The following is a 26,228-nucleotide window of genomic DNA, read 5'->3' as shown; positions in this document are numbered from 1 at the left end:
TTTTTATAGATGTAAGAAAAATGTATTAAAGTTAAAATTAAGAAAAATATGATAATATATTTATATAAAAGTTTAAATTTACGTAGCTAGTGGGGGAACCAATATGAAAATGAATGAAATAGTAGCAAGTACACAATTTCCAAATACAATACGAAACAATAACAAAAGATTTAAAAGCATTAGGAGTCGAAAAAGGAATGACAATTATCGTTCATTCATCACTAAGTTCTATCGGGTGGATATCTGGTGGTGCGGTTGCTGTAGTAGAAGCATTAATGAAAGTTGTTACGGAAGAAGGAACGATAATAATGCCAACACAATCTTCGGATTTGTCCGATCCGAAACATTGGTCAAGACCACCTGTACCGGAAGACTGGTGGCAAATTATCCGAGATAACGTCCCAGCATTTGATTCACGTATAACCCCAACAAGGGGAATGGGTGAAATAGTTGAATGTTTTCGTACATATCCGAATGTAGTACGTAGTAATCATCCGTTAGGAAGTTTTGCTGCATGGGGGAAACATGCAGTAGAAATAACAATGAACCATTCGTTATCAATGAGCTTTGGAGAAGAATCTCCATTAAGAAAAATATATGATTTAGACGGGTACGTATTATTAATTGGTGTTGGATATGATTCTAATACGTCTGTTCATTTATCCGAGGTGCGTTCTGGTGCATGTGAGTTAATACAAGTAGGAGCACCTATTATAGAAAACGGTGAAAGAGTGTGGAAAGAGTTTTTTGAAATGGATTACGAATCTGAGAAGTTTGTAGAAATTGGTGTGGAGTTTGAGCGAAAAGGAACTGTAAAAAATGGGAAGATAGGGAATGCAACGTGTCGTCTAATGAAACAGCGTGATATAGTTGACTTTGGAACAGAATGGTTTCGTAAGAAAAATTAGTAAGGGATGGTTACAATGAAGGGGAAAAAGGTATTAATTACGAGCGGTGGTTGTCTAGAAAAATGGGATCAAGTACGCGGGCATACGAATATGGCCAAAGGTACAATCGGAAGGATAATTGCAAAAGAACTTCTAGCTAAAGGGGCACATGTTATATATTTACACGGTTATTTTGCGGAGAAACCGAGTGATGTACATAGAGGGTTAGAATTACATCCATTTGAAGGAATCGTTGATTTACAAGATAAAATGAAAAGTATCATATCACATGAAAAGATTGATGCAGTCATTATGGCAGCGGCTGGATCAGACTGGATTGTGGAGAAAATTTGTGATCAAGATGGTAATGTTCTTAATATGAACGGAAAAATTTCAAGTGATATAGCACCGATTATTCACTTTCAAAAGGCTCCAAAAGTATTAAAACAAATAAAAGAATGGGACCCAGAAACAGTACTTGTTGGTTTTAAACTTGAAAGTGATTTAAATGAAGAAGAACTGTTTGAAAGAGCAAAAAATAGAATGAAAGAAGCAAGGGCGAATGTAATGATTGCGAATTCACCACATTCTTTATATTCGCGCGGAGCTGTGCATTATGTAATTGGACAGGATGGTAAAGGGAAGTTGTGTAATGGGAAAGATGAAACAGCGAAAGAAATTGTCAAAAGCTTAGAGTTATTATGTAATCGTGTCACTGCTTTTTAAAATTAAGTTTTTAGATGAGAATGAATCCGCATAGTAATAAGTAAGCGAAACTTTAATTGGTGGGAATTTTACTATTACACGAATGTGAAGCGTATACCAATCAAGAGCTATACACAGAATAATTGGTGAGGAGTGGATTCTATGGAACATTTATTAAAGCAAGCTATTAAACTTAGAAACGAAAAGAAATATGCGCAGTCTAAAGAGATGCTTATAGGATTAACAAACTTTACAAAGGATGCAGAAGTACTGTATCAGTGTGCGTGGATACATGATGTAATGGGGCTAGAAACAGAAGCAGTTCCGTATTATGAGCAGGCAATCGCAAATGGACTTGATGGCGAATCGCTTTGCGGTGCTTATATTGGTTTAGGAAGTACATATCGTTGTATAGGGGAATATGAAAAGGCAATTACAGTATTAGAAGCTGGGGTGAAAGAATTTCCAGAGAACGCTCCGATGAAAGTATTTTTATCATTAGCAAAATATAACGTAAACGATCACGAATCAGCGATGAAATTATTACTTGAAACTGTCGTGAAAGTAGAGGAAGTAAAAGAATTTGAACGTGCCATTTCATTTTATAAAGACCATTTAAATGAGGTTTTTAAATAAAGGAGTGAACGTATGGAGGTTACACTATCACGAAGGCGAAAAGGTGTTTGGATTGGACTCGTCTCTTTAATTATGCTATCAAACTATTTATTGTATGCCCTTCCAATTGTACCAGTTGCGCCGAAAGAAGTTGTGCTTGGGTCATTATTAGATTGCATGTTTGTCATTCCAATCATCACGTATTCCTTCATTATTCGAAAAAGATACTCGTTAACGTATATAGTTCCTGTTGTAATAGCTGGTTATATTTTTGCAAGATTTATTATTCCAAGTGACTATTTACAAGCTTTTTCATTCATCTCTTATATTATTGTTGCGGCTGAAATTGCATTTTTAGGTCTAGAATTATTCCTTCTCTATAAAATTGTTAGAGTGCTTCCTAAAATAATAAAAAAATATAAAGAATATAGAAGAGAAAATTATTCCTTTTCTTATGCAATTGATGCAGCGTTTGACGCTACTATGAAAAGAAGTAAGTTAGTAGATGTCATTCTAACAGAGTGTAAGTTAATCTATTATGCGTTTTTATCGTGGCGTGAAAAAGTACCAACAGGTAAATCTGTATACTCATATCATAAAAAGACTGGTGCTATAGGTGTGTATATCATGATTATTCATGCAACAGTAATTGAAAGCATTGGTTTTCATTATTTACTACATCAGTGGAATCCAGTAATAGCATGGATTTTACTTATTTTAAATGTATACGCGATGATTTATTTTATAGCTGAAATACAAGCGATGCGCAAAAATCCCCTTGTCGTAACAGAAGAACAAGTAATCATTCAAATCGGATTAGGAAAGAAAATTGTTATGCCATTTACACAAATTGATAGTATTGCGTTCTACAAGGGGGAATTGCTAACGACAAAAGAAGGGAAACAGGTATTGGATGCAACTGTTATGGAGTTCATAAAAGAACCTGCTACTTTTGAAATAACATTAAAAGAGCCAGTGAAAGCGCAGTTGTTATACGGCTTTTCTAAAACAGTAAGTCGTGTTTACTTAAATGTTGATGAAGAACGAAAATTTTATGATGCGGTTAAGGAAAAGTTAAAACATGAGTAATAGTGCTGTTAGTTACATAAAAACAAATGAGCTTCCGTTAGAAGTGAAAAAATATGAAACATGGATAGTGAAAAACTCTTTCTAAATAAGAAGGAGTTTTTATTATGTACTTGTATAAATCATCATATAAAAAACTACGCACTTCTTTATCACTACATAAATGGATATAATTGAGGATAGAACTAGCATAAGGGGAAACAAAATAATGAATAAGTTACTTACATCGAAAATTGAAATTATAGAAAGAAAAATCCGGTATAACTCAACAATAGTAGATCACAATTGCTTATTACTTGAAAAGCAATCACAAAGTATCGTTTTATTTCACGAGGTGCAGTATTCATTTACAATGACTGCAAATGATACTAAGTTAATAATCCCAAAAGGGAGTTATACAATCGCATATTACTGGAAAGATCGTCCGTACAATTTATACGTATGGAGAGATATAAAAGGAAAGTATTTAGGTTCCTATTTTAATATCGTAAAAAACACACAAATAAAAGATGAAGTAGTTTCCTTTGAAGATTTAATCATCGATATTATGGTACTTCCAAATGGAGAATACTTCATATTGGATGAAGATGAATTACCAGAGCCATTAGGAAATTTCGAAGGTGGTTATGTGAGGAAAGCTCTTTATGGATTAAAAGAAATCATTCAAAACGAGCTGCCACCAATAGTTTTGGAGACAGCCAGGGTGCAGAGGAAATAAAATTTAATTACATAAATATTTTGAATGGGAATGAGTAGTCTCAAGTTATATGATCTAACTTTTTTAATAAATCTAAGGTTAGTAGCATATTTCTTGAAATTACTCTTTTTTTTGTAGAAATTTCGTCGCTTAGTTATTAAATCCCATCAAATGCATTTAGCGTGTGAGTTTTCTTATTGGTTACAGTGGATTAAAGATCAGAAAAAATAGTAAGTAAACGATATCGTTTAAATAAACAAAAGTAAAATGTTCAAACAAATCATATGTATGTTTTAATAAAACCTAGTTGACTTATCGGAAATATTTGTATAATATGTACTTAATTCCATAACGTATTGCTGATTGGAGAAACCAAAGGCATTTTATCAACAGATAAAATGCCTTTGGTTTTTTTATTGCACAAATACTGAATCTGTTCATTTATATGAATCATTTTAAGGAGGGGAAGAAATGACTGTTTCAATTGATGGGGTATCAAAATATTTTTTGAAACAAACTGGTACGGTTCAAGTGCTAGAGAATATTAATTTTCAATTAGAGAAAGGGGATTTTGTTACAGTAATTGGTCCGAGTGGGTGCGGAAAAAGTACATTACTAAAAATTGTTGCAGGTCTAGATAATGATTTTGAAGGTGAAGTTGTTATTGACGGGGAGCCTATCTTAAAAACGAGCAAGAAACAAGGTTTTATTTTTCAAGAACATAGGCTTTTTCCATGGTTAACAGTTGAAGAAAATATAGCGGCAGATTTGTCGTTAAAAGATAAGTATGTGAAAGATAAGGTGAGAGAATGGGTTGAAATCGTTCGGTTAGATGGCTTTGAAAAATCGTATCCGAAAGAGATTTCAGGCGGGATGTCACAACGTGTTGCGATAGCGAGAGCGTTATTAAGAGATCCGAATGTATTATTACTTGATGAACCTTTTGGAGCGCTGGATGCTTTTACTCGAAGTCATTTACAAGAAGTATTGCTAAATATTTGGGAGCAGAAGAAAACAACAATGATATTCGTTACACATGATATAGACGAAGCGATATATCTTTCAAACCGAATCATCATTATGAGTGCAAAACCAGGGAAAATACATAAAGTGATTGAAAATAATTTGCCTTATCCGCGAAATAAAACTTCTCAATCGTTCCAACAACTTCGAACGAAAGTATTACAGCAGTTTGAATATGGAGGGTTGATTCAAACAAGTATATAGGAAAAGGGTGATTTTATATGTATAAAAAATTTAAAATTCTTTCTTTTGCTTTAGCTATATCAGTATGTTTATTAGGATGTGAAAAAAGTACAGCAAGTAGTAAGAAAGAAGATGTAACAATAGAAATTGGTATACAGCAAGGATTAAGCCCGCTATTACTAGCAAAGAAAAAGGGATGGTTTGAAGAGGAGTTTAAAAAAGAAGGAGTTAAAGTGAAATGGACAGAGTTCCAAAGTGGACCTCCTTATTTTGAAGCAATCGCATCAAACCGGTTAGACTTTGGTGAAGTAGGGAATTCTCCAGTCATTTCAGCGCAAGCAGCAGGTATTGGATTTACCGAAATCGCCAATACAAGTTATGCGAGAAAAGGAACTGGAATTCTCGTTCAAAAAGATAGTAAGATTGCGAGTGTAAAAGATTTAAAAGGTAAAAAAATTGCAGTAGCAAAAGGAAGTAGTGCCTTTAATTTATTATATCGAGCACTTGATAAAGAAGGTATTGATGCAAAAGATGTAAATGTCATTCAATTACAACCAGATGAAGCGCAGCCTGCATTCGAATCAGGATCAGTAGATGCATGGGCGATTTGGGACCCTTTCATATCATTACATACGTTAAATAAAGGTGCGAAGGTGATTGCAGACGGTGAAACATTAAATGTCTCTTCACCAGAATTTTTAATTACGAGGACAAAATTTGCGAAAGAACATCCAGAATTAGTTGAGAAATTCCTCAAAGTTTATGAGAAAGCACGTGTATGGCAAGATGCTAACTTAGATGAAGCAATAAAAGTATACACTTCTGTAAAAAAGATAGATGCAGAGATTGTAAAAGAAGTGTTTAATCACGACAAACCAATTTTAGTTCCGGTAACTAAGGAAATAATAGCAGAACAACAAAAGACTGCGGATTTTCAATATAAGCTCGGTTCTATAAAGAAAGAAATTAAGACGGAAAAAGTTGTAGATAATTCTTTCGTAGAAAAAGCATTGAAAGCGAAGTGAAAAGAGGTTTTGTAAAGTGGAAAATACGAAAGCTGTTATGAAACCAGCGAGTATAACGATTAAGAAAAATGGCATAAAGAAGGTACGAAAGTTAAATGTAAAAGTTTTAGTAAGGGCGATTACTATACCGGTTATTATATTAATAATTTGGCAGTTGGCTGGCGTATTCGGTCTTGTTTCTAAAACAGTTTTACCAACACCATTAGATATTTTTCTAGCTTTCCAAGAGCTTATTAAAACAGGAGAGTTATTCGGCCATTTAAGTATTAGTGTATTCAGGGCTGCGGCTGGTTTCTTTATTGGTGGGGGCTTAGGAATCATTTTAGGAACGATTGTTGGATTTTCAACGAGAAGTGAGCAATATTTAGACCCATCTGTGCAAATGTTAAGAACTGTACCTCATTTAGCTGTTGCGCCGCTTTTCGTATTATGGTTCGGTTTTGGTGAAACATCAAAAGTGTTATTAATTGCAGATGGTGCATTTTTTCCTTTATACGTAAACGCATTTTTAGGTATTAGAGGTGTGGATTCAAAGTTATTTGATGTTGCGAGAGTGTTAGAGTTTAGTAAAAGAAAATTAATCACGAAACTAATTTTACCAGCTGCATTGCCTAACCTTTTACTAGGAGCAAGGTTATCGTTAGGTGTTGCGTGGGTGAGTTTAGTAGTAGCAGAACTTATGGGGTCTACAGAAGGTATTGGCTATATGATTATGGATGCAAGGCAATTTTCAAATACAGATATCGTATTTGTCGGCATAATTATATTTGCATTTGTTGGGAAGTTTTCTGACTCTCTAGTACGTTTACTAGAAGTGAAGTTTTTAAGATGGCGAGATAACTTTAAAGGTGAGACAGGGAATTAACATATAAATTATTAGGGGTAATTTATATAGAATGTGTTAGTATACGATTCAAAATAAATAAGGGGTGTGTAAAGGTATGGAATTATTATGGTTTATTCCGGCTTATGGAGATGGTCGATATTTAGGAACGACAAAACGAGGAAGAGCAGCTGAATATGGTTATTATAAGCAAGTTGCTGCGGCAGCTGATTATTTAGGATATACGGGTGTTTTACTTCCAACTGGTCAAGGATGTGAAGACCCTTGGGTGTTAGCTTCAGCTCTTGCTGCTGAAACAGAAAAACTAAAATTTTTAGTAGCAGTGAGACCAGGACTAATGTCCCCTACAGTTGCAGCGAGGATGGCATCTACATTTGATAGAATTTCACATGGGAGGCTGCTTATTAATGTAGTAGCTGGAGGAGATCCAGTTGAACTACAAGGAGATGGATTATATCTTAATCATGATGAAAGATATGAAGCAGCGGATGAATTTTTAAAAGTTTGGAAATCGACATTGCAAGGTGAAACGATCTCTTTAGAAGGAAAACATATTAAAGTTACAGATAGTAAAGTTGTATTCCCACCAGTTCAAACGCCATATCCTCCTATATATTTCGGAGGATCGTCAGCTGCTGGAAAAGAAGTAGCAGCTGAACATAGTGATGTATATTTAACGTGGGGAGAGCCGCCAGAGCAAGTGAAAGAGAAAATAGAAGAAGTAAGAAAACTTGCAGAAGAGAAGGGGCGTACAGTGCGATTTGGCATTAGATTACACGTAATTGTAAGAGAAACAGAAGAAGAAGCATGGGAAGAGGCAGAACGTTTAATTCAATATGTGGATAATGAAACAATTGAGCTTGCTCAAAAGACATTTGCAAGATATGATTCGGTTGGTCAAAAACGGATGACCCATTTAAATAAAGGTACGAGAGAGTCGTTAGAGATAAGCCCTAATTTATGGGCTGGAATCGGACTTGTAAGAGGTGGGGCAGGTACTGCACTTGTAGGCGATCCGCATACAGTAGCAGAAAGGATAAAAGAATATGAATCGTTAGGAATTGATACGTTTGTTTTATCAGGATATCCGCATTTAGAAGAAGCGTATGAAGTGGCAGAATTGTTATTCCCATTATTGAAAGACGAGAAGAAAGAAGAAAATAAAATTGTTGGTGAAATGATTGCTGATGCATATGCATTAAAAAAATAGTGAGAAATAAAGTTTCACTTATTTATTGCTTCATTTTGTTTACTGCCTGTTAACACGAGATAAAAAACCCGCAAGTTATTCGCTTGCGGGTTTTCATCGTAAATTATTAGAAAATATGGTAAAATTAAAGGGTAACTTAAGGTGCGGTTGGTTGTTCAATTATCACTTCTCCGAGTAGGAGGGGGGTGATAATACGTGAGTGAAATAGCGTTGCTACTGCAGGGTGGACTGTTTCTCGTTGCATTGTTAACGTTCGTCGTCGTTTTAATAGACAAGCTCAAAAAATAACAACCCACCTATGCCTATAGAATGTGGGTTGTTTTGTTTGTAAGAAACAAATAGGATAAATGAACAATCCAATCTGCTAAGTTACGTGGACTAGTGTGTAGCCGCACACTAGTCTTTTTTATTTATATACAATTTATAATTGGTTTATGTGATTGTATTGTTCTTTTCATACTCATTATAACACAGTGTCTTTTCATCAAGAAAGGAGACCGTATGTTCTGGTCTCTGTTATATAGTAGGTGCTTTTTCTTTAAACAGCCCATCCATATACTGTTTTAAACTTTGGACATAAAATTTCTGTGTATTCACATTATTTACACCGACAATGGGTGATGGAAGGTCAAATCTTTTTTCTGATAAATGAACGACAACATCAAAAATGTCAAACAAACGAATGAAGCAAAACAGACCGTCTTTATCGCTAAGTAAAATAAAGTAATGATTTTCACTACTTGTATTTAGCGTATTCCATAAAGAACTTTTGCTTAAATCACGTACAATGCTTTTTTCTTTTAGTTCCACGAAATCTGCATTTGAGAGAATGGTAGAGATATCAATCGCATCTTGATCTTCAAAGTAGCCATCAACTGTTTGTACAGCGAATGTATAAGCCATTTTTAATATACTCATTTTATATTTACGGTTATCCAATAGCAATTCACGTTGAATAGAACTGGCTACTTTCGTTACACGTTCCTCTTTCCAAATTTCATTATGTAAGGAAATATCGTGCTTTTTACATAGTTTCATAATTAATGCATTAGAATAAAGAATTTCGTCGCTTACTTCGACAACATCAGTCTCAGCAGCCGCAAGTTCTTCACCGTGCTCATTCGTATAGAGTGGGGAATCAATTTGTCTTTTCATTTGTTCAATCTTAAATTGACTCAATTTATGCCTAATTAAAGGACGATCAATATTTGTTGTCATTTGTTCATGACAAGTATCACAAATTGAGTTTGTGAAATAATATCCACATAATATTTCTGGAATGACATATTGTTCACTAAGTTCTTTCGTATCTTTTCTGCAAATGATGCATTGTGTCATTTTTATCACCTTTACCTGCAAATTTGTATGTAATCTCATTGTAGTGTATTTATTGGTATTTTGGAATATTGTAAAGGAAAATATTATGTGAAATTCATACTTATTTTGGTACAATGAAGAGAAGTGCTAGTTTAAAGGAGGCCATTTTTTTGAAATCAAAAGTGCACTTTTGGACATTAGAAGTGCTAATGGTTGTAGGAATCATATTTATTTGCACAAAAATATCATTTTTATTTCAACCGATTGGTATCTTCATATCAACATTATTTTTCCCAATCTTAATCGCGCTTTTTTTATACTTCATATTTAATCCTGTATTAATCTTTTTGGAGAATAAAAAAGTACCTAGAAATTTAGCGATATTGCTGTTATATCTTTTTATCATAACATTAACTGCGGTTGGCGTTGGAGTAGTTGTTCCTACGATTTCACAACAGCTAATGGACTTGGTTAAAAATATGCCAGGCTACATAAAAGAGGGAAAAGTATACATACAAGAATTATCACATCATAGGTTGTTTGAATGGTTATCTACACAAAACTACGTTTCCATTGAAACAATTGAAAAAAATGCGATTGAATACTTAAAAGATATACCAAATACAATTACGTCGAGTGCAACGGCTTTATTTGGTATTATCACGAACGTTGCATTAGTTGTATTTACTGTACCGTTCATTTTATTTTACATGTTTAAAGATGGACATGCCTTTCCAGGGAAAGCGGTAAGTTTATTACCAGAGTCTTACCGTGAAGAGGGGCTTCGTATCATTAAGGAAACGAACGAAACATTATCTGCATATATTCAAGGGCAAGCGCTCGTTTGTATATTTGTAGGTGCGTTTACTTTTATCGGTTATTTAATTATCGATTTACCGTACGCTTTCGTTTTAGGAATTATTGCAGCATTTACAAACATCATTCCTAACTTAGGTCCATTTATCGGAGCAGCACCAGCTGTTATTGTAGGACTGTTCGTATCTCCGATGCAAGCCTTATACGTAATTATTATCGTAACAATTGTACAACAGTTTGAAAGTAATATTATTTCACCACGTATTATGAGCTCGAAATTAAACATCCACCCATTAACAATTATTATCCTAATTTTAGGGGTAGGTAACTTTGCTGGAATCATCGGAATGATTTTAGCAGTACCAGTTTATGCAGTAACAAAAACAGTTGTTTCAAACTTAGTGAGATTGTTTAAAACGAAGAGAAGTAATCGGAAATAGTAAAACCTGAGAAAGATACACCTCTTTTTAAGTGGTGTATCTTTTGTTTATAAAAAAATAATTAAAAGCGGGTTGATTTGATTTTATTATATATTTTTTATACATCAAATTCAGCGATGAACTTGTGTGACATAAGCTCTATAAAACTATGTGGAATCCCTCTGAACTATCCAAATCATTTCCTTACAGCGTGCTATCATCATCATAATCGACTCCTTTCAATTCTATATAGTTAAACGATTAAAGGTGAGTGTAGTATTTGCTTCTACGATCTCGAATTTCATCAATAACTTGTTTATATTGTCTTTCTTGTTTTAATTCATTTTGAGATATTGTTTCTTTTTGAATCGTAATCGTTAAAAAGAATAGGTGAAACTTCATATGTGAATTCCTCCTTTCGAATTGGAATTACAGATGACTACAGTAATGACTTTGTCTTTCTTTTACAGAATCCATAGCCTGATTAATTTGTCGTTCATGAAGCATTTCAGACTCAGAAAATTTATTTTTTTGAATGGTAATGGTTAAAAAGAATACTTTAAATTTCATAAAATAATTGCCCCTTTATAGTGATTTAGAAAAAACGGGTGTAATAAGAAATTACAGGTGACTACAGTAATGACTTTGTCTTTCTTTTACAGAATCCATAGCCTGATTAATTTGTCGCTCATGAAGCATTTCAGACTCGGAAAATTTTATTTTTTTGAATGGTAATGGTTAAAAAGAATACTTTAAATTTCATAAAATAATTGCCCCTTTATAAGTGTTTTAGAAAAGACGAGTGTAATAAGAAGATTGGCGTTCTTTTACTTCGTCCATAATATTTTGGATGTGTTGCTCACGTAAAATCTCTTTCTGTGAAAGTTTACGTTTTTGAATGGTGATTGTTAAAAAGAATGCTTTAAATTTCATGAATATATTACCCCTTTAAAATATATTTTTAATACATTTGAGTGTAGTATGAACTTTTAATGTCAGTTATTTTATCAGTTAGTTGTTTTAACTGTTGTTTACGATTAATTTCAGTTTCAGATAAAGTATTTTTTTGAAGTACAGTCGTAAAAAAGAAAATATGAAAAGTCATAAATGAATTCCTCCTTTCGAAAAGGAATTACAGGTGATCACAGTAAAGTGCTTGGCGCTCCTTAACATCATTCATAGCTTTTTCAATTTGCTCATTATGAAGAATTTCATCTTTGGAAATTGTATTTCTTTGAATCGTAATACTTAAAAACAATACGCTAATAGTCATTGAATGTTGCTCCTTTCTTAGAAAAATAATGTAAGAGACTAAAAAATCGCGCAAAAAAACCACAGGAAGATACAGTTCTCCTATGGCTGGGCGTGAAAAAGCCACAGGAAAGTATACGACCTCCTGTGGCGAATTTATGAATTAAATGAAATAAAGTACGATTTTCAATTCTCCATTAGGGTGGTCGAATTCATATTTAATTGTCCAGAAACCACAGGTGCAGTTAACACTAAAGTTAATGCATGTAATTGTAATTTCATCATTTCCTTCGACCTCCTTTTAGAATATTTTTCTTACGTTAGTAATTATATACAATTAATGGATAATTGTAAACGGAAAAATTGAAAATTTTTAATTTTGATTAAAATGCGTATGTTTTAAAGGGTTTTGAGAAGATGTATTGTAATTAACGAAATATCGATAAAAATGGGGGATGCTAAATGAAATATATGCATCGTAATGTAGTTGTTATGCTAACAATTTTTTTTATTTATTACTGCTTGTTCTAGCGGAGAAAGAATAAAAGAAATATGTGATGTGAAACCTAGTGACTTTAAGAAATATGCTGGAACATATGTTGGTAATAACTCAGATGTGGTTGCAATTGTTAATCATTTACCCGGTGGTGGAACAGTTCAAAGTATAAGTTTAGAAAAAGAAAATATAAAAGTGAACTATGGCGCAAAAGAAAGTGGGGCTCTTACAGAAGAAATGATTGAGACGTATTGGTTTGATGAGAAGGATACGATGAAGAAGAATTTTTTCTTTAATGCTATATATTTAGTAATTTTAGTGCCAAATGCAAAAAGTTATGAGTTTCAGGTAGAGAATAAAAACTTTAAGATAACGAGGGAAGAAATGTTATCAATTTTGCATAGTATATTCGATGATTTTCCAAAAGAAAAAGATATATGGGATAAAAATAAAGTTATAAAGTTCTTTAACGGCAATGAAGAAAAAATTAAAATGCTTGTGGAAGATAAAGATTTTCGGAAATCTTTATTTGCTAAATATCCAGTGAGCCAGTTGAAATAATGGAGGGGAGAAGATGGAGTTAGTATACAAAATTTCTTATCATAGAATGCAGGATCATTATTTACCTAAGTTAGTACAGGCAATTAGGCTCGTTAGTGAAGAAGATTTGTGGAAACAAGAGACTTCTGTTAATTCAATTGGTGGAATCGTACTACATATTTGTGAACATTTACAGAGAAATACAAGGCGTTATAAGGATCCCAATATAGTTTTTGAAAATGGAATTGAAGAATATTTTCCAATAAAACATTTAAGCTCCGAAACTTTGTTAAAAACTGTTGAAGAAATATTTGATGAGTGGGGAAAAGTATATATACAAGTATGGGAAGAAAAAAGGCATATTGAACTTCATAGTTTATTACATTTAGTGGAGCATACAAGTTATCATTTAGGGCAAATAGTAGATCGTACAAAGTCAATAAAGGGACAACAATTTAACTTTTGTCAAAATGGTATAAATGAAAAGAATTTGAGAACAAGAGTTGAAACTTCGAAATTTTAGAAAGAGAGTCATTCTTAAACGAATGATTCTCTTTTTTTGTAAAAGAAATTTATGGAAAAAACATTTTTATGTGATATGGTTAATTACACAAGTAATGAACCTATGAACCTAAGGTGGTGAAAGTGTGAAACCTACTCTGGAGCAAAATAAATTAATATACTTACAAATTGCAGAAACGATTGAATCTGATATTTTAAAAGACATATTGCTTGAAGAAGAACAAGTTCCATCGACAAATCAATTTGCGAAGATGTTACAAATAAATCCGGCTACTGCAGCTAAAGGGGTAAATGTATTAGTGGATGAGGGGATTTTATATAAAAAGAGAGGGATCGGAATGTTTGTTGCAAAGGGAGCGAAAGAAGTCGTACTAAAAAAAAGACAAAATACTTTTATGACTGAATATTTACCTAAAGTGTGGGAAGAAGCGAAAGTACTAGAAATATCAAAAAATGAATTGATGGATATGATTCAAAAGATTACGAAGGAGGGGAAAGAGGGATGATTGCACTTGAAACGAAAGATGTAACGAAAAAATATAAAAAGAAAATAGCTGTAAATGAAGTAACGATTTCATTGGAAGAGCATAAAATATATGGTTTGCTTGGAAGGAACGGAGCAGGGAAAACGACACTATTAAATTTACTTGCAGGTCAAATTACTTCAAGTAGTGGAAGCATATCAATATTTGGTGAAAATGTATTTGAAAATAGTAAAGCAATGCAAAATATTTGTTTTGTTAGAGTTAAAGAAGCTGCATATTTAAATGATAAAGTAAAAAATATTTTTAATTTATGTAACATGTTTTATAAAAACTGGGATCAAGAGTTTGCTGAAGAACTTGCTAGGAGATTTCAACTTAATTTGAAAGACAAATACCATAAATTATCACATGGAATGCAAACTGTAGTAGGAATTATTCAAGGATTAGCAAGTAGGGCGCCGATTACAATTTTTTATGAACCGACTACCGGTTTAGACGCAGCACATCGAGAGCTGTTTTATAGTTTACTATTAGAAGATTATGGTGAGCATCCAAGAACAATTATATTATCAACTCATTTAGTAGAAGAAGTAACCCATGTTATCGAAGATGTAATCATCATAAAAGAAGGTGCACTTGTTGTTCAATCATCAGTGGAAGATTTATTACGACAAGGTCATATTATTTCAGGGAAAAAAGATAAAGTAGGTAAGTTTTCAATTAATAAAAAAGTTATAAATCGAGAAGTTTATGGAAATAAGGGGATTTCTGTTATATGGGAAGAACTTTCTAATGAAGATTATTACCCTCTTGAAAAAGAAGGGTTATCAATTGATAGAATTACATTACAAAAACTATTTATTCATATAACTGGTGGTGAAATAAAATGACGATGTTAATGAAGCAGTTGAAGTTACATATAAAATATCAGTATAAAGCCATTCTTATCTTTTGGACTGTGGCATTACTTATAAAAGGGACAATGACTGCAACTGATTTAAAGGGAATAAAGGTAGCATTTTTACATGATATTTTCAATAATTCATCAATTGTAATCGTAATGTTTATTGTGATAAGCGTGTTTCTTATTCAACTTGATATTTTTCCTACAGTCGTCTCGTTTGGTGTCACTAGGTTGCAATTTTTGATTGGTTCAATATGTTTTAATTTATTGCAATCAGCATTGTTTTCATGTCTTCAAGCTTTGTTTTTACAGGATACATTTTATAAAACAGAACATGTAAATTTAGGAGCATCTGCAATTGAACAATTCTTTGTACAATTCATATTTTATAGTACATTAGCTTGTTTATTCCAATCAACAACTATTGTTCAGAAAAGATTTAATTGGTTCGGATTGGCCTTTAGTATAATAGTTTTATTCGGATTGGCGAGTACAATGTATGCAGGGATAGGTATAAAAGAGTTGGTGTTTATTAATAGTAAAATGTTACTAGAAATACCTAATTTCATATTAGTTTCGATAGTTCTTATTTGCATATATATTGTAATTAGCGCTCTATTTATTCGTAAGGTTTCGTTTGAAGATACAATTTAAATACAATTATTTTAGGGGAGAAGGAAGAGTAAATGGGAGATACTTCTTCATTAATAACCGTTTTTTTATGCATTGCACTACTAATATTTTGGCGTCGTTATCGCTCCATGTATAAGACAATAAAGGGATCGGGAAAACGTATTTTATGGCCATTACTATTTTTAACACCAGGTATTGTATGGATTTTAGGTCCCGTACATCCAGCTGTACTACAAGTGGCTATAGCAGCATTTATTGGGATTCTTTTCTCTGTACCACTTATAGCACTAACAAATTATGAGCGAAGAGATGATGGGAATATTTATACGAAAAAAAGTGCAGCTTTTTTAATTACTTTTATTGCACTTGTCGTTTTAAGATATGGTTCAAGACAATTTATCGTTGATTTAGATCAACAAACGATTGGTTTATTATTTTACGTTGTTGCTGTCTCGTATATTATTCCATGGAGAATTGCTTGTTATATAAAGTTTAGGAAAGTTTGGCGGGAAAATAATAATCATGCTATATGAAAACTTCTCATTTGAGAAGTTTTTTTATTTTTATAGGTAAGCAAAACAAGTTGTTGAAGGGCAGGCTGTCATAGAATATGATACATATTATAATGAGGAAAAGTTGAGGGGATAAAAATGCGTACAATTTTACTTTTTCTAAACAACATGTCCATCGATAAAATAGAGAACATTAGACATAAACATGATCCTTTATTTGGATTAATTCCACCGCATATAACAATCGTATTCCCGTTTAAGAGTAATATTTCAAATGATGAATTAAAATCTCATATTTTTAATGTATCAAAAGGGGGAGGCAAAATTGAAATTGAGTTTGCAAATCGTATCACTAGCGTAGGAAACTATTTGTTTTTAGAAGTTGATAGAGGAAGAAAACAAATAGAAGAACTACATGATAGCCTGTATACAGGACCTTTATTACAATTTTTGAAAGAAGACATTCCGTACATCCCGCATGTAACAGTCGGAAGAAAAGAAAGTGCCAAATTAGCTGCTGAAGTAGTGAAGGAGATTCCTAGTTTTCATGGGAAGTTAAATTGTGTGATTGATAGAATAAGCGTGGAGCGAATTAAAGAGAACGGGGAATCAATTATTGAATTTGAAGTGCCATTTTTAAAAAGCTGACAAAAGTCAGCTTTTTATTTCGTAGCATGAAGTAATGCACCAATTGCACCGCTATTACCACCATCTTGTAAAAAGATTGGTGTTTTATTTTGATATTCGGTGTAGCTACTTATAATATGTTGAAGTTGTACGTTATTACATAAAGTCGAACCAATATAAATAATATGTTTAATGTTTTTTGTTTCAGCGAATTGAAGGCTTAATGCAGTAACGACTTCACCGACAAGTCCTTGTATAGTAGCAAGTATGTCTGAGCTATTATATTTCGATTCTGAAATAGCGGCTTTACCAAAATTGCTAGCAGTTAAGCTATTATCAATAGGTGAGAGAATACCACCATAAATATCTCCAACCGTAATATCTAGTTCTTTTCTAGATCCTACTTTTGTTAGAGGAATTACATCTTCAAAATGATCTATATTTGTTAACAATTTTGAAAGTCCCATAATAGTCCCACCGCCAACTCCGGTTCCACCAGCGCGAATATATTGTTCATTATAAACATAATGGATAGAAGTACCTGTACCGATATTGGTTAAAATAAAATTGTTTATAGTGTGTTTTTCTTCTTTTAATATGTATTGGACACCTGCAAGAGTAGCTTCAAATTCGCTTAGCTCTATTATTTTATATGAACCTGTAAGCAGTTGCTGTAATAGTTTCGATTTACCACCCGTAATACATATTTGTTTTATGCCATTGTTGTTTTTAATCCAATCTATTATTTTATGTTGTTCATGCGAATAAAATTTTTCAAAAGTTAATAGCTTTTTTTTGTTAAAATAAGCTATTTTCGTTAATGTGCCTCCAGCATCGATACCGATAGTACGTTCCATTTTCCTGCTCCTAACTACGTAATATATTTTCCTATTTACTTAATTGGTTGAGAATAGATATTTCCAACTGATATAAGGAACATTTTAATCTGCTTGATATATTAATAGTTTTTCTATAGTTACAATAGGCTGGTCGTTTACAGTTGCAATACCTTTACCAAGAACAAAACTTCGGCGATTGCGCGTTAGCTCATAATGTAAATCAAGTTTATCACCGGGATATGCTTTTCCGTGGAATTCAACTCCATCTAAAGAGGAGAGGAATCCTAGTCCTTCAGAATCACTTGTATGTACAAATGCACTAAGCTGGGCAAGTGATTCTACAATTAACATATGAGGCATATGTTTTTGACTATCATTTATAAACCATTCGTTATTTGTAATGAGTTTATATCCTGTAACGGATTCACCTTGTTTTACATTTGTTACTTTATCAATCATTAAAAATGGATAACGATGGGGAAGCGTGTCTTTAATATGCATATGAAAGTACCTCCAATTAATAATACCCCTGCTAAAGTTAAGCAGGGGAGTGGGAACTAATTTTTAACTAATTCATCTACTTTTTCAAGGACGAAAATGCCGCTATTTCTAATATTTTCAACAACTTGTTGCAAAACTTCTTTATCTTGAACGAGTGCAATACGTACGAAGCCTTCTCCATGAGGTCCAAATGCATGACCAGGTGTAACAACGACATTCGCACGATCCATTAATGCATAAGCGAAGTCTAGAGAAGTCCATCCTTGTGGAATTTCAGCCCAGACAAACATACTACCAGCTGGCTTATCGACATTCCAGCCAAATGTTCGGAATCCATCGACTAAAGTATCTCTCCGTTCTTGATAAATATCGCGGTTTTTCTCACAAAATGCAGCGCCATTTCTTAGTGCTGCAGATGCCGCTTTTTGAATTGGTAAAAATACACCGTAATCGGTATTAGATTTAAATTGAGTAAGTGCACGAATAATTTCTTCGTTTCCAATCATATATCCAATACGGCTACCTGCTAAACTATAACTTTTTGACAAAGAATTGATTTCTACACCAACTTCTTTAGCACCAGGTACAGAGAGGAAGCTAATTGGCTTATTACCATCGAAATAAAATTCAGCATAAGCAAAATCATGGACAACGATAATATTATGCTTTTTCGCGAATACGATTACTTCTTTAAAGAAATCTTCATGAGCTATTGCTGGAACGGGATTCCCTGGGAAGTTTAAAATCATCATCTTCGCTTGATCGGCAATTTCTTCAGGGATGACTTCTAAGTCTGGTAAGAAATCATTCTCTTTCGTTAAAGGCATGTAGTAAGATGTTGCACCAGCCATTTGAATACCTGTTTCATAAGCTGTATATCCTGGATCAGGAACTAATATAATATCACCTGGATTTGCATAAACCATAGGTAAATGAACGAGCCCGTCTTGTGAACCCATTAATAATAAAACTTCTTTATCCGCATTTAATAAAACGTTATGAGTGTTGTTGTAATATTCAGTTACAGCTTCGTGAAATTCTTGAATACCGGATAATGTATACCCGTAGCTCTCTTTTTCACTCGCTGTATGTACCATTGTTTCTCTTACAAAATCAGCGGGCGGCATATCAGGATTTCCGATGCTCAAATCAATCATGTTATGACCTGCTGCAATTTTTTCTTTTTTATAGGCTCCTAATTCACTAAATATAGAAGATTGGAATGCTTTCATTCTAGTTGCTAACGTGTAAGTCATCAAAACCCCTCCTAAAAACAGTGCTTTCATTCTGCGTTTTTAATTATTCTGAAAACACATGTTTACATTTTATCATTTTTTTATGAAAATTAAAACGATTGATAAATTTAGAGGGAGGATTAGCCTATTTTGAAAAGTAACGATGTAAATAGCGTAGATATATTAATTGAAATGTGTATTATATGATTCATTTTATATAACTTAAGGTATTTTCTAGTTTTTATTAAGTATATTTCTCATGTTTTGAATGAAAAAGAATACGAAAACAAGGGCTATTTTTGCGGACGATTTCTAAAGTGAAATAACGCAGAAAATATTTTCTGCGTCTCCTCTGAAATGTAATCATTTCTTTTTATATGTGCATAATTTTTCGGCTGTCAAAAAGTATACATTTAATGTACCGTCGGCAACTTTTAAAGTTTGGTCCGATGTAAATGAATTACCATAATCAATGTGATATACATTAGAATTTTTGACAAATGAGCCTTTATATAAATCGTCTTTATTCTTTGTTGTTTGCATTTCTACTAAATTTTGCACAATTTCCTCTTTATTTTCTTTTTTGACAACTGTTTCAAATTTATAATATACAGGGCATTCACCTTTTTTATTGTCAACGACTTCCCAAGAACCGTATATATCGTTATTGCTGCATCCACTAAGTAGGATGATTAGTATAGGAATTGTAAGTAGAACCTTTTTCATTTTGTGCTCCTTTCTTTTAAATTTGAATAAACGTGCGAATACGATAGGGATATTATAATAAATAAAGTTTAAATTTTTTTAAAGAATTATTTAATTTCATATAAAAATTTAGGAGAAATTAAATAAGCATGAATCTAGTGTAAAGTCAGATTCATGCTAGTACTATAGCCTATGTTATGTCTTTTTTGAGGATAAATAAAGAGGAAAGCAGAATTACTATTCCATTTAATATATATACGCTTGCGATCATAAAGGCTAACGTACCTGCGCCAAATCCTGCTTTATCGAATATAGAAGCAAATGTTGCGATAGTCAAAAAGATAATGGGAGTCAGTAGTAAAAATATGAAACCTGCCACGATTCTTTTTTTAAAACTATGTCCAGACAAGGAAATGGCTAAAAAGTTTAGGATGCTAAACAGAGCAATTGCAAAGAGCAGGACAATAAATACTTGGATGCCATCAGACATTTTACCACTCCTTTTATAAAGAGTACTTTTTATAATCTATTCGAAATAAAAGGGGGATACTCCTTTAGGTAATTTCAATAAACGTAATAAATAGGCGTATTATAAAACAAAGAAGTATGGATTCAATATTAGATCCATACTTCTTTGTTTATTTTATAAATTCGCAGATTGTGAATGCTGTTTTTCATAATGTTTCTGCTTAGAAAGGGAAATAGAAATAATCAATAATGAAACGACTCCGAAGATGAGAACCATATATTGTAACCCAATTGTATCTAAGAAGAAGCCTGTTCCAAGTAAGACGATTTGGAACATAACCCTCTCAAACATATTACGGAATGAGAAGAGGCGACCGTGATAACTTTTTTCCACTTTCGTTTGGAAAATCGTCGACATAATAGGGAAGAAGCAGCCAACACTAAACCCAAATAAACCAAATGATGTAAGAGCCATCCATTTTATATCGCTAAAGAACAATGACAGATGTGCAAAAGCAGTACAAACTGCGAAGAAATATAGTAATTTTTCAGGTTTGAAATGATCAGATAGACGTTTAATTACGAAGGCACCTAACATAAATGCGACACCTTCAATTGTATATATGAACCCTTTAATCGTAGGATCATGTTGCATTTCGCTGATGTTAATAACCATTAAATTAAACCCAGCTATAAATAATAGAGGGATGATACTTAATATAAGTGCTGTAAAAGCAATAGGAATTCCTTTTAAAATACGAAATACTTCCATAAAGCTATTATCTTTTGCAGCTTGTTTACTTGGTGTTGTTGATTTCTTGTCTTCGAATTGTAGGAAGAAAGTCGAGAGGAATAATAAGGCGTATGCTGCCATTGAGAAGGCATACATGTACTGTAAACTCATCACAACTAAAAGAATTCCACCTAGTGAAGTACCTGCAATACGAGCGATTGTACCAACATTCATATGTACACCATTCATTTGTAATAACTCATGCTCACGTACGATGAGTGGAATTACAGATTGTAATGCAGGGAAATAAAATGCTGCTGAAATTTGAAGAGCAACCATAAATGCAATCATAAATGCGATACTTTCAAATTGAATAGCAAAAAACATGAAAATAACACTTAAAACTCGACCAAACCCAGCGTAAAGAAGAACTTTTTTCTTTTCATACTGATCGATGACACGGCCAGCCATAGGTCCAACTAGAACACCGGCTAATAGTCCGATAAATAATATAACTGATTTCATGAAATCAGAAGGGACATATTTTTGCATAAATTCAAGGTTGCCAAGAATACCAAGCCATAATCCTAGACCTGCAATAAACTCCCCAATTAAAACAATCCAAACGTTTTTATTACGCCACATAACATAAAACCTCTCCGTCTTTTAAAATGAAAAACGCGTATATAAAACCTCCTTATTTATGTAGTATTTTTATACGAACTTTTTTAGAGTCAGAGTCTATATTACGTGTTTCATAATTGGATTTCAATCTTTTTGATTTGTCAAAAATTTGATGTGTTAATTGATGAAATAAGTGAATCAAAACGTAAAAAATTTATGATTAAAGCTAATAGAAAGTAAGGGGACATATAAAAAAGCAAGAACGTATAACTACGCCTCGCTTTTCTCAAGTACAAAATTAAATATTAGATTCACTTAGCAACATTTACGCTCTTGTCCAATAGCTAAAGCGCTAAAAGATAGTGGGCCAACAACTTCTGCGCTTGCACCACTAGTAAGGTTTTCTACAGTTAATGAATATTCGTGTGTTCCACTGCTAACGTTTTGATCTATAGCTTGAAATGTTTGTACATAGAATTGTTCAGAATCTGTAGATTCAATACCTACTTGTGCATTAAAAATTTCAATATTATCACGGGAAATTCGGAATAAAACTTGTGAAGTCTCAGTTATACCTTCTACACCAATTGTAGCGATTAATTCTACTCGATTATTACGTGAATCTCTACTTGAAATTCGCAATTTCAAATTTGCTAAAATTGCTTTATTTGGAGAAGCTGGGATTGCAAAAGTTGTTTCACCAGTTTTACTAATAGGTTGAGTAGCTTGGTAATCAATGATATGAGTCATATTCTTCACCTCCTCATATACTAGAATATGAAAATAGTGAATAATTAGTTTGGACAAATACTAGATTATTTAATAGAGTCAACAATAATTATTGAAAAGAAGAAATTCACATAAAAGCATTAAGAATATATCACAATAAGATGATATTTTTCTTAATGCTTTTTGTAATTAAGCAGAATATTCTTCTTTACGTACTTCAAAAAATTCATTACGTCGTAAGTAATTATAAATTTTCTCTGAAACCTCTTCTTCTTCAGACACTAAGAAACGATGATCAAAAGCGTAGAAAGATTGACCTTTAATTAATTTTACGTAATACATATTAAACGCCTCCTGACACTAGATTATTACTTGCTTCATATTATGATGGCCTATATGTCTGCTAAAAATACTTGGAGTTTCAAAGGGGATAAGTAAAGGGATGAAAGAGCTTACAATTCTGTAAGGTTTATGTCACCTTTTTCGATAGTTTATATTTACCAGTTTCTTCTATAATGCAAATAGGTTACATAAAATAAGGGGGTAAAAAGATGGATGAAATAATTGGAGAAGTTGTAGCTGGTATTTGTGAATTTGTAGTGGAAGTAACAGCGGATGCTATAGGAAATTTAGTTTCTGGAAATGATGAGGAAAAAGAAACATTATAATAATTTGTAAAAGAATAAAGTTGATCAAATTATAAAGGCTGATTTCTAAAGGGAAATCAGCTTTTTTATTTTTTACATTATATTAACTTAATTTGAATATTCATTTGTTATCATATTTAAGAAGCCTATATAAGGAGGTGAATAAACAAATATGTCGAATTCAGGGCCTGATTTATCTGTTTCTCGTTTGATTGTGGTAAATATAGAGGAAAAAGAATATCATTTTATTGTTCGTGAACATCCGATTGTAGGGAAATTTATATCGCTATTTGAAAATGGGAAAGAATACGGTTTAATAGATAAACAAATCGCTAATAAAGATAAATTTATTACATCGGAGCTTACTAAGTTAGATTATTTTAATATAGATGTTTTATATCTTACACCTGGGTGGATATGGATTGGTATGGATCAATTTGGTTTACATGCTCGTGAGGCTACTTATAACGAAGTAGATGTTATTATGAAGTTGAAAGAGGATTTATATTATATAGATATATACGAAGAAATAAAAATGTAGTAAATATTTATTCAGGTTAGGGGGGGAAGTTCCCATAGCCTTTTTTTGTTTAATAATAAAATGCGAAATTATATTATTTTAATGAAAGGTAAATATGATAAGAAGTGAGATGAAAAGAGGATTTGAAAATACATTAAGAGAATTGTAGTAATTATATGGGTTGTATATGTAAATAACAATAGAAAGAAGATGATAATATGAGTAAAGAAGAGCTTGTGAAAAAACAGTTTGGCAGCAATGCAGATAAATATGTAAATAGTAAAATACATGCTAAAGGACTGGATTTACAATATGTAGTTCAACAAGTTGAGTCTCGTCATAATAATCGTCTTCTTGATGTTGCTACTGGTGGCGGGCATGTGGCAAATATGTTAGCACCTATGTTTAAAGAAGTAGTTGCACTTGATTTAACAGAACAGATGTTAGAAAAAGCAAAAGTTTTTATAAAGCAGAATGGTCATGAAAATGTATCTTTTGTAGCAGGAAATGCAGAGAATTTACCATTTGCAGACCATTTTTTTGATACAATTACATGCCGGATTGCAGCCCATCATTTTACGAGTCCGGCTCAATTTATTTATGAAGTAAATCGTACGTTGGAGGATAATGGATTATTCATCTTAATAGATAATGTTTCGCCAGAAAATAATGAATATAATACATTTTATAATTTTATAGAAAAAAAGCGTGACCCAAGTCATGAACGAGCTCTAAAAAAGACAGAATGGCTTACTTTATTAGAAAAAAACGGTTTGCAAATGCAGTCATGTCTTACTTTTGATAAGAAGTTTGATTTTGACTGGTGGTGTAATATGATGGATGTCCCTTTACAAAAGCGTGAAAAATTAACAGAATGTATGATGAAAGCACCAAACGAAATGAAGGGATATTTTAATATTCAATTTAAAAATAATAAAGTAGAATCGTTCTATACTGAAATGGCTATGTTTATATGTAAAAAAAGTACAACGTTAAAAAGATAAATGTGTTGCAGTCTTTCTGAAGTACGATATACTTAGTACAGAGAAACCGAGAATTGAGGAATAGTTATAATGATTCGTGTACGCATTGAAGGTACTGAGGAAGAAATGCTTGAATTTATGGGGAAAATGCCAGACATTCCTGGATTTGAAAAGACACATATGAGAGAGCCGAGAAAAGGAAATAACCCGAAATACGATTCAAGTAAAAATGTACTTGCATATTTGTCTTATAAAAAGATTGAAGTCGCCAATAAATAGGCGGCTTTTTTAGTTTGCGCTGTTTCACCGCCTTGTCTTTTTCACATAATAATAATAGTAGATTATGCTCAAGAGGGGTGAGAATAGTTAATAAGAAAATTATCTTTTTTGGAGACTTTGGTATTGATGACGCCGTAGCGTTAATTTATGCAAATAAAACATGTAAATTAGATATTCTAGGTATTGTTGCTGAGTACGGGAATGTATCACGAGATATTGTTACGGAAAATGTTTATTTTTTAGAAAGGTACTATGCTACACAAGTGAAAATTATTGAAGGTGCGAGTAGACCGATGACAGCTGAAGAGCCTTTGTTTTTCCCTGAAATCCACGGGGATCACGGTTTAGGTCCTATTATTCCACCTGAGATGAGAATTTGTAAACGAGAAAATTTTTGTGAATTAATCAAATTAATCGAACCTTGTCCAGAAGATATTATAATTGTGGCGACAGGGAGACTAACGACGCTTGCTACGTTATTTTTATTGTATCCAAATATAATGGATCGTATTTGTTCGTATTATATAATGGGCGGCGCTTTCCTATTTCCAGGTAATGTTACACCTGTATCTGAAGCGAATTTTTATGGTGATCCAATTGCAGCAAATATTGTTATGAAATATGCGAAAAACGCTAGCATATACCCGTTAAATGTAACACAGGGCGCGCTTATAACACCTGAAATGGCCAATATAATAGATAAACAAGGAACTGGACAGGCGAAACTCATTAAACCAATGATTGATTTTTATTATGAGAACTTTTATAAAAAAGAATATCCGGGTATTGGTGGAAGTCCTATACACGATTTACTACCGTTTATCTCGTTTATAAATGACAGTATTTTCGAATATAAAAAATCGGCAGTGTGGATTAGTACGACAAATGATGTGACTAGGGGCCAAAGTGTAGCAGACTTTAGAAAAATAGCTGAGCCAACAAGGTTTGATGATCGGCCGATTCAAAGAATTGCTGTTGGTTTTAACTATGCAGCTTTTAAAGAAGAGTTTATGCGAACAATATTGAAGCCAGATTGTCCTTAATGTGTGTAATAAAAAGTCGGATAAATCGTTAGTTCAAAAAAGGTTTAATCTGTGTGTATTATTCTCAAAAATCTTAAAGTTGAACAACATGAATAACTTATGAAAAATGTCACATAACTAATGGT

Annotated in this window: 34 protein-coding genes and 3 pseudogenes; 22 read left to right on the top strand and 15 right to left on the bottom strand. The window is 32.7% G+C overall.

Annotated features, from left to right (window positions below; translation table 11 throughout):
* Positions 1-103: 103 nt before the first annotated feature.
* From HMPREF1014_RS14595 to HMPREF1014_RS32145, 10 genes and pseudogenes are all read left to right on the top strand, one after another.
* Positions 104-908: pseudogene (locus tag HMPREF1014_RS14595) on the top strand (AAC(3) family N-acetyltransferase).
* A gap of 15 nt (positions 909-923) precedes the next feature.
* Positions 924-1,613 (top strand): phosphopantothenoylcysteine decarboxylase domain-containing protein, encoded by a 690-nt coding sequence (locus HMPREF1014_RS14590; protein WP_000676729.1) that lies wholly within the window; start codon positions 924-926, stop codon positions 1,611-1,613.
* A 141-nt stretch (positions 1,614-1,754) separates the two neighbouring features.
* Positions 1,755-2,228 (top strand): tetratricopeptide repeat protein, encoded by a 474-nt coding sequence (locus tag HMPREF1014_RS14585; RefSeq protein WP_000400635.1) that lies wholly within the window; start codon positions 1,755-1,757, stop codon positions 2,226-2,228.
* 12 nt (positions 2,229-2,240) lie between these two features.
* The gene (locus HMPREF1014_RS14580) at positions 2,241-3,296 is read left to right on the top strand and encodes a hypothetical protein (RefSeq protein WP_000454149.1); all 1,056 of its coding nucleotides are present in this window, start codon (positions 2,241-2,243) and stop codon (positions 3,294-3,296) included.
* A gap of 205 nt (positions 3,297-3,501) precedes the next feature.
* Positions 3,502-4,011, top strand: a complete 510-nt coding sequence (locus HMPREF1014_RS14575) for a ribonuclease FAU-1 family protein (protein WP_001037875.1) — start codon at positions 3,502-3,504, stop codon at positions 4,009-4,011.
* A gap of 450 nt (positions 4,012-4,461) precedes the next feature.
* Complete coding sequence (locus HMPREF1014_RS14570; RefSeq protein WP_000218582.1) at positions 4,462-5,217, top strand: ABC transporter ATP-binding protein; 756 nt, start codon at positions 4,462-4,464, stop codon at positions 5,215-5,217.
* 17 nt (positions 5,218-5,234) lie between these two features.
* The gene (locus HMPREF1014_RS14565) at positions 5,235-6,221 is read left to right on the top strand and encodes an aliphatic sulfonate ABC transporter substrate-binding protein (RefSeq protein ID WP_000276905.1); all 987 of its coding nucleotides are present in this window, start codon (positions 5,235-5,237) and stop codon (positions 6,219-6,221) included.
* A gap of 16 nt (positions 6,222-6,237) precedes the next feature.
* On the top strand, positions 6,238-7,086 hold the full coding sequence (locus tag HMPREF1014_RS14560; RefSeq protein WP_000432134.1) for an ABC transporter permease: 849 nt from the start codon (positions 6,238-6,240) through the stop codon (positions 7,084-7,086).
* Positions 7,087-7,162: 76 nt separating this feature from the next.
* Positions 7,163-8,275: an FMNH2-dependent alkanesulfonate monooxygenase gene (gene ssuD, locus HMPREF1014_RS14555; RefSeq protein WP_000422262.1), complete on the top strand. Its 1,113-nt coding sequence runs from the start codon at positions 7,163-7,165 to the stop codon at positions 8,273-8,275.
* Positions 8,276-8,470: 195 nt separating this feature from the next.
* On the top strand, positions 8,471-8,563 hold the full coding sequence (locus tag HMPREF1014_RS32145; protein ID WP_001289320.1) for a putative holin-like toxin: 93 nt from the start codon (positions 8,471-8,473) through the stop codon (positions 8,561-8,563).
* 228 nt (positions 8,564-8,791) lie between these two features.
* Here the strand turns inward: HMPREF1014_RS32145 and HMPREF1014_RS14545 are convergent, their stop codons facing one another.
* Complete coding sequence (locus HMPREF1014_RS14545) at positions 8,792-9,613, bottom strand: HNH endonuclease (RefSeq protein WP_000189710.1); 822 nt, start codon at positions 9,611-9,613, stop codon at positions 8,792-8,794.
* Positions 9,614-9,762: 149 nt separating this feature from the next.
* Between HMPREF1014_RS14545 and HMPREF1014_RS14540 the strand changes: the two genes are divergently transcribed.
* A complete protein-coding gene (locus HMPREF1014_RS14540) occupies positions 9,763-10,848 on the top strand; it encodes an AI-2E family transporter (protein WP_000837892.1) in 1,086 nt (361 codons plus the stop codon).
* Between the two features lie 240 nt (positions 10,849-11,088).
* On the opposite strand, the gene HMPREF1014_RS14535 is transcribed toward HMPREF1014_RS14540, so the two are convergent.
* The 6 genes and pseudogenes from HMPREF1014_RS14535 to HMPREF1014_RS14515 form a co-directional block, all read right to left on the bottom strand.
* Positions 11,089-11,229 (bottom strand): YrzI family small protein, encoded by a 141-nt coding sequence (locus HMPREF1014_RS14535; protein ID WP_000668497.1) that lies wholly within the window; start codon positions 11,227-11,229, stop codon positions 11,089-11,091.
* A 27-nt stretch (positions 11,230-11,256) separates the two neighbouring features.
* Positions 11,257-11,397, bottom strand: a complete 141-nt coding sequence (locus HMPREF1014_RS14530) for a YrzI family small protein (protein WP_000669805.1) — start codon at positions 11,395-11,397, stop codon at positions 11,257-11,259.
* A 51-nt stretch (positions 11,398-11,448) separates the two neighbouring features.
* Positions 11,449-11,590 (bottom strand): annotated as a pseudogene (locus tag HMPREF1014_RS30075) (YrzI family small protein).
* A gap of 26 nt (positions 11,591-11,616) precedes the next feature.
* Positions 11,617-11,760, bottom strand: a complete 144-nt coding sequence (locus HMPREF1014_RS14525) for a YrzI family small protein (RefSeq protein WP_000668963.1) — start codon at positions 11,758-11,760, stop codon at positions 11,617-11,619.
* A 28-nt stretch (positions 11,761-11,788) separates the two neighbouring features.
* Entirely contained in the window at positions 11,789-11,932 is a 144-nt protein-coding gene (locus HMPREF1014_RS14520; RefSeq protein ID WP_000142729.1) for a YrzI family small protein, read from the bottom strand.
* 27 nt (positions 11,933-11,959) lie between these two features.
* Positions 11,960-12,100, bottom strand: coding sequence for a YrzI family small protein (locus tag HMPREF1014_RS14515; RefSeq protein WP_000156193.1), 141 nt, complete (start codon positions 12,098-12,100; stop codon positions 11,960-11,962).
* A 440-nt stretch (positions 12,101-12,540) separates the two neighbouring features.
* Between HMPREF1014_RS14515 and HMPREF1014_RS14505 the strand changes: the two are divergent.
* The 7 genes and pseudogenes from HMPREF1014_RS14505 (at position 12,541) to HMPREF1014_RS14475 (ending at position 16,818) form a co-directional block, all read left to right on the top strand.
* Positions 12,541-13,135, top strand: a pseudogene (locus HMPREF1014_RS14505) (DUF4825 domain-containing protein).
* 13 nt (positions 13,136-13,148) lie between these two features.
* Positions 13,149-13,637, top strand: coding sequence for a DinB family protein (locus tag HMPREF1014_RS14500; RefSeq protein ID WP_000424640.1), 489 nt, complete (start codon positions 13,149-13,151; stop codon positions 13,635-13,637).
* Between the two features lie 124 nt (positions 13,638-13,761).
* Positions 13,762-14,142, top strand: a complete 381-nt coding sequence (locus HMPREF1014_RS14495) for a GntR family transcriptional regulator (protein ID WP_000805199.1) — start codon at positions 13,762-13,764, stop codon at positions 14,140-14,142.
* Positions 14,139-15,011, top strand: a complete 873-nt coding sequence (locus HMPREF1014_RS14490) for an ATP-binding cassette domain-containing protein (protein ID WP_000560917.1) — start codon at positions 14,139-14,141, stop codon at positions 15,009-15,011. Before HMPREF1014_RS14495 ends, HMPREF1014_RS14490 begins: the two co-directional genes overlap by 4 nt.
* Positions 15,008-15,679 (top strand): DUF4052 family protein, encoded by a 672-nt coding sequence (locus HMPREF1014_RS14485; protein WP_000178179.1) that lies wholly within the window; start codon positions 15,008-15,010, stop codon positions 15,677-15,679. Before HMPREF1014_RS14490 ends, HMPREF1014_RS14485 begins: the two co-directional genes overlap by 4 nt.
* A 32-nt stretch (positions 15,680-15,711) precedes the next feature.
* Positions 15,712-16,191 (top strand): CcdC family protein, encoded by a 480-nt coding sequence (locus HMPREF1014_RS14480; protein ID WP_000502980.1) that lies wholly within the window; start codon positions 15,712-15,714, stop codon positions 16,189-16,191.
* A 117-nt stretch (positions 16,192-16,308) separates the two neighbouring features.
* Positions 16,309-16,818: a 2'-5' RNA ligase family protein gene (locus tag HMPREF1014_RS14475; RefSeq protein WP_001259208.1), complete on the top strand. Its 510-nt coding sequence runs from the start codon at positions 16,309-16,311 to the stop codon at positions 16,816-16,818.
* A 14-nt stretch (positions 16,819-16,832) separates the two neighbouring features.
* Here HMPREF1014_RS14475 and coaW read toward each other — a convergent pair whose 3' ends face one another.
* The 8 genes from coaW to HMPREF1014_RS30065 all read right to left on the bottom strand — a co-directional run bounded on the left by coaW (position 16,833) and on the right by HMPREF1014_RS30065 (position 22,973).
* Entirely contained in the window at positions 16,833-17,654 is an 822-nt protein-coding gene (coaW, locus tag HMPREF1014_RS14470; protein ID WP_000442506.1) for a type II pantothenate kinase, read from the bottom strand.
* A gap of 84 nt (positions 17,655-17,738) precedes the next feature.
* The gene (locus HMPREF1014_RS14465; protein WP_000547660.1) at positions 17,739-18,137 is read right to left on the bottom strand and encodes a 3-hydroxyacyl-ACP dehydratase FabZ family protein; all 399 of its coding nucleotides are present in this window, start codon (positions 18,135-18,137) and stop codon (positions 17,739-17,741) included.
* A gap of 56 nt (positions 18,138-18,193) precedes the next feature.
* Complete coding sequence (locus HMPREF1014_RS14460) at positions 18,194-19,393, bottom strand: LL-diaminopimelate aminotransferase (protein WP_000222709.1); 1,200 nt, start codon at positions 19,391-19,393, stop codon at positions 18,194-18,196.
* 342 nt (positions 19,394-19,735) lie between these two features.
* The gene (locus HMPREF1014_RS14455) at positions 19,736-20,098 is read right to left on the bottom strand and encodes a hypothetical protein (protein ID WP_000757017.1); all 363 of its coding nucleotides are present in this window, start codon (positions 20,096-20,098) and stop codon (positions 19,736-19,738) included.
* A 169-nt stretch (positions 20,099-20,267) separates the two neighbouring features.
* Positions 20,268-20,567 carry a hypothetical protein gene (locus tag HMPREF1014_RS31300; RefSeq protein WP_001279473.1) on the bottom strand — a complete coding sequence of 100 codons (300 nt, stop codon included), beginning with the start codon at positions 20,565-20,567 and terminating at the stop codon, positions 20,268-20,270.
* Between the two features lie 153 nt (positions 20,568-20,720).
* Complete coding sequence (locus tag HMPREF1014_RS14445) at positions 20,721-21,923, bottom strand: MFS transporter (protein ID WP_000269261.1); 1,203 nt, start codon at positions 21,921-21,923, stop codon at positions 20,721-20,723.
* A 294-nt stretch (positions 21,924-22,217) separates the two neighbouring features.
* Positions 22,218-22,652 (bottom strand): exosporium protein ExsC, encoded by a 435-nt coding sequence (gene exsC / locus HMPREF1014_RS14440; RefSeq protein ID WP_000148798.1) that lies wholly within the window; start codon positions 22,650-22,652, stop codon positions 22,218-22,220.
* A gap of 168 nt (positions 22,653-22,820) precedes the next feature.
* Positions 22,821-22,973 (bottom strand): YqbF domain-containing protein, encoded by a 153-nt coding sequence (locus HMPREF1014_RS30065; protein ID WP_000291905.1) that lies wholly within the window; start codon positions 22,971-22,973, stop codon positions 22,821-22,823.
* Between the two features lie 477 nt (positions 22,974-23,450).
* Here HMPREF1014_RS30065 and HMPREF1014_RS14430 point away from each other — a divergent pair, with 477 nt between their 5' ends.
* From HMPREF1014_RS14430 to HMPREF1014_RS14415, 4 genes are all read left to right on the top strand, one after another.
* Positions 23,451-23,819, top strand: a complete 369-nt coding sequence (locus HMPREF1014_RS14430; protein WP_000071478.1) for a hypothetical protein — start codon at positions 23,451-23,453, stop codon at positions 23,817-23,819.
* Between the two features lie 197 nt (positions 23,820-24,016).
* Entirely contained in the window at positions 24,017-24,802 is a 786-nt protein-coding gene (locus HMPREF1014_RS14425; RefSeq protein WP_000031311.1) for a class I SAM-dependent methyltransferase, read from the top strand.
* Between the two features lie 69 nt (positions 24,803-24,871).
* On the top strand, positions 24,872-25,060 hold the full coding sequence (locus tag HMPREF1014_RS14420) for a DUF3970 family protein (protein WP_000621885.1): 189 nt from the start codon (positions 24,872-24,874) through the stop codon (positions 25,058-25,060).
* A 77-nt stretch (positions 25,061-25,137) separates the two neighbouring features.
* Entirely contained in the window at positions 25,138-26,103 is a 966-nt protein-coding gene (locus tag HMPREF1014_RS14415; protein WP_001223681.1) for a nucleoside hydrolase, read from the top strand.
* The last annotated feature ends 125 nt before the right edge of the window (positions 26,104-26,228 follow it).

Origin of the sequence: Bacillus sp. 7_6_55CFAA_CT2 (assembly GCF_000238655.1) — a bacterium.
Classification (GTDB): Bacteria; Bacillota; Bacilli; order Bacillales; family Bacillaceae_G; genus Bacillus_A; species Bacillus_A cereus.
Note: the sequence above shows the minus strand (reverse complement) of the source record. Positions and strands in the feature narration are given on the sequence as shown.

Excerpts from the sequence above, each read along its gene's own strand:
- HMPREF1014_RS14590 (WP_000676729.1), top strand. The coding sequence starts at position 924 with ATGAAGGGGAAAAAGGTATTAATTACGAGCGGTGGTTGTCTAGAAAAA.
- HMPREF1014_RS14585 (WP_000400635.1), top strand. The coding sequence starts at position 1,755 with ATGGAACATTTATTAAAGCAAGCTATTAAACTTAGAAACGAAAAGAAA.
- HMPREF1014_RS14580 (WP_000454149.1), top strand. The coding sequence starts at position 2,241 with ATGGAGGTTACACTATCACGAAGGCGAAAAGGTGTTTGGATTGGACTC.
- HMPREF1014_RS14575 (WP_001037875.1), top strand. The coding sequence starts at position 3,502 with ATGAATAAGTTACTTACATCGAAAATTGAAATTATAGAAAGAAAAATC.
- HMPREF1014_RS14570 (WP_000218582.1), top strand. The coding sequence starts at position 4,462 with ATGACTGTTTCAATTGATGGGGTATCAAAATATTTTTTGAAACAAACT.
- HMPREF1014_RS14565 (WP_000276905.1), top strand. The coding sequence starts at position 5,235 with ATGTATAAAAAATTTAAAATTCTTTCTTTTGCTTTAGCTATATCAGTA.
- ssuD (WP_000422262.1), top strand. The coding sequence starts at position 7,163 with ATGGAATTATTATGGTTTATTCCGGCTTATGGAGATGGTCGATATTTA.
- HMPREF1014_RS14545 (WP_000189710.1), bottom strand. The coding sequence starts at position 9,613 with ATGACACAATGCATCATTTGCAGAAAAGATACGAAAGAACTTAGTGAA.
- HMPREF1014_RS14535 (WP_000668497.1), bottom strand. The coding sequence starts at position 11,229 with ATGAAGTTTCACCTATTCTTTTTAACGATTACGATTCAAAAAGAAACA.
- HMPREF1014_RS14530 (WP_000669805.1), bottom strand. The coding sequence starts at position 11,397 with ATGAAATTTAAAGTATTCTTTTTAACCATTACCATTCAAAAAAATAAA.
- HMPREF1014_RS14525 (WP_000668963.1), bottom strand. The coding sequence starts at position 11,760 with ATGAAATTTAAAGCATTCTTTTTAACAATCACCATTCAAAAACGTAAA.
- HMPREF1014_RS14520 (WP_000142729.1), bottom strand. The coding sequence starts at position 11,932 with ATGACTTTTCATATTTTCTTTTTTACGACTGTACTTCAAAAAAATACT.
- HMPREF1014_RS14515 (WP_000156193.1), bottom strand. The coding sequence starts at position 12,100 with ATGACTATTAGCGTATTGTTTTTAAGTATTACGATTCAAAGAAATACA.
- HMPREF1014_RS14500 (WP_000424640.1), top strand. The coding sequence starts at position 13,149 with ATGGAGTTAGTATACAAAATTTCTTATCATAGAATGCAGGATCATTAT.
- HMPREF1014_RS14490 (WP_000560917.1), top strand. The coding sequence starts at position 14,139 with ATGATTGCACTTGAAACGAAAGATGTAACGAAAAAATATAAAAAGAAA.
- HMPREF1014_RS14485 (WP_000178179.1), top strand. The coding sequence starts at position 15,008 with ATGACGATGTTAATGAAGCAGTTGAAGTTACATATAAAATATCAGTAT.
- HMPREF1014_RS14480 (WP_000502980.1), top strand. The coding sequence starts at position 15,712 with ATGGGAGATACTTCTTCATTAATAACCGTTTTTTTATGCATTGCACTA.
- HMPREF1014_RS14475 (WP_001259208.1), top strand. The coding sequence starts at position 16,309 with ATGCGTACAATTTTACTTTTTCTAAACAACATGTCCATCGATAAAATA.
- coaW (WP_000442506.1), bottom strand. The coding sequence starts at position 17,654 with ATGGAACGTACTATCGGTATCGATGCTGGAGGCACATTAACGAAAATA.
- HMPREF1014_RS14465 (WP_000547660.1), bottom strand. The coding sequence starts at position 18,137 with ATGCATATTAAAGACACGCTTCCCCATCGTTATCCATTTTTAATGATT.
- HMPREF1014_RS14460 (WP_000222709.1), bottom strand. The coding sequence starts at position 19,393 with ATGACTTACACGTTAGCAACTAGAATGAAAGCATTCCAATCTTCTATA.
- HMPREF1014_RS14455 (WP_000757017.1), bottom strand. The coding sequence starts at position 20,098 with ATGAAAAAGGTTCTACTTACAATTCCTATACTAATCATCCTACTTAGT.
- HMPREF1014_RS31300 (WP_001279473.1), bottom strand. The coding sequence starts at position 20,567 with ATGTCTGATGGCATCCAAGTATTTATTGTCCTGCTCTTTGCAATTGCT.
- HMPREF1014_RS14445 (WP_000269261.1), bottom strand. The coding sequence starts at position 21,923 with ATGTGGCGTAATAAAAACGTTTGGATTGTTTTAATTGGGGAGTTTATT.
- exsC (WP_000148798.1), bottom strand. The coding sequence starts at position 22,652 with ATGACTCATATCATTGATTACCAAGCTACTCAACCTATTAGTAAAACT.
- HMPREF1014_RS30065 (WP_000291905.1), bottom strand. The coding sequence starts at position 22,973 with ATGTATTACGTAAAATTAATTAAAGGTCAATCTTTCTACGCTTTTGAT.
- HMPREF1014_RS14430 (WP_000071478.1), top strand. The coding sequence starts at position 23,451 with ATGTCGAATTCAGGGCCTGATTTATCTGTTTCTCGTTTGATTGTGGTA.
- HMPREF1014_RS14425 (WP_000031311.1), top strand. The coding sequence starts at position 24,017 with ATGAGTAAAGAAGAGCTTGTGAAAAAACAGTTTGGCAGCAATGCAGAT.
- HMPREF1014_RS14420 (WP_000621885.1), top strand. The coding sequence starts at position 24,872 with ATGATTCGTGTACGCATTGAAGGTACTGAGGAAGAAATGCTTGAATTT.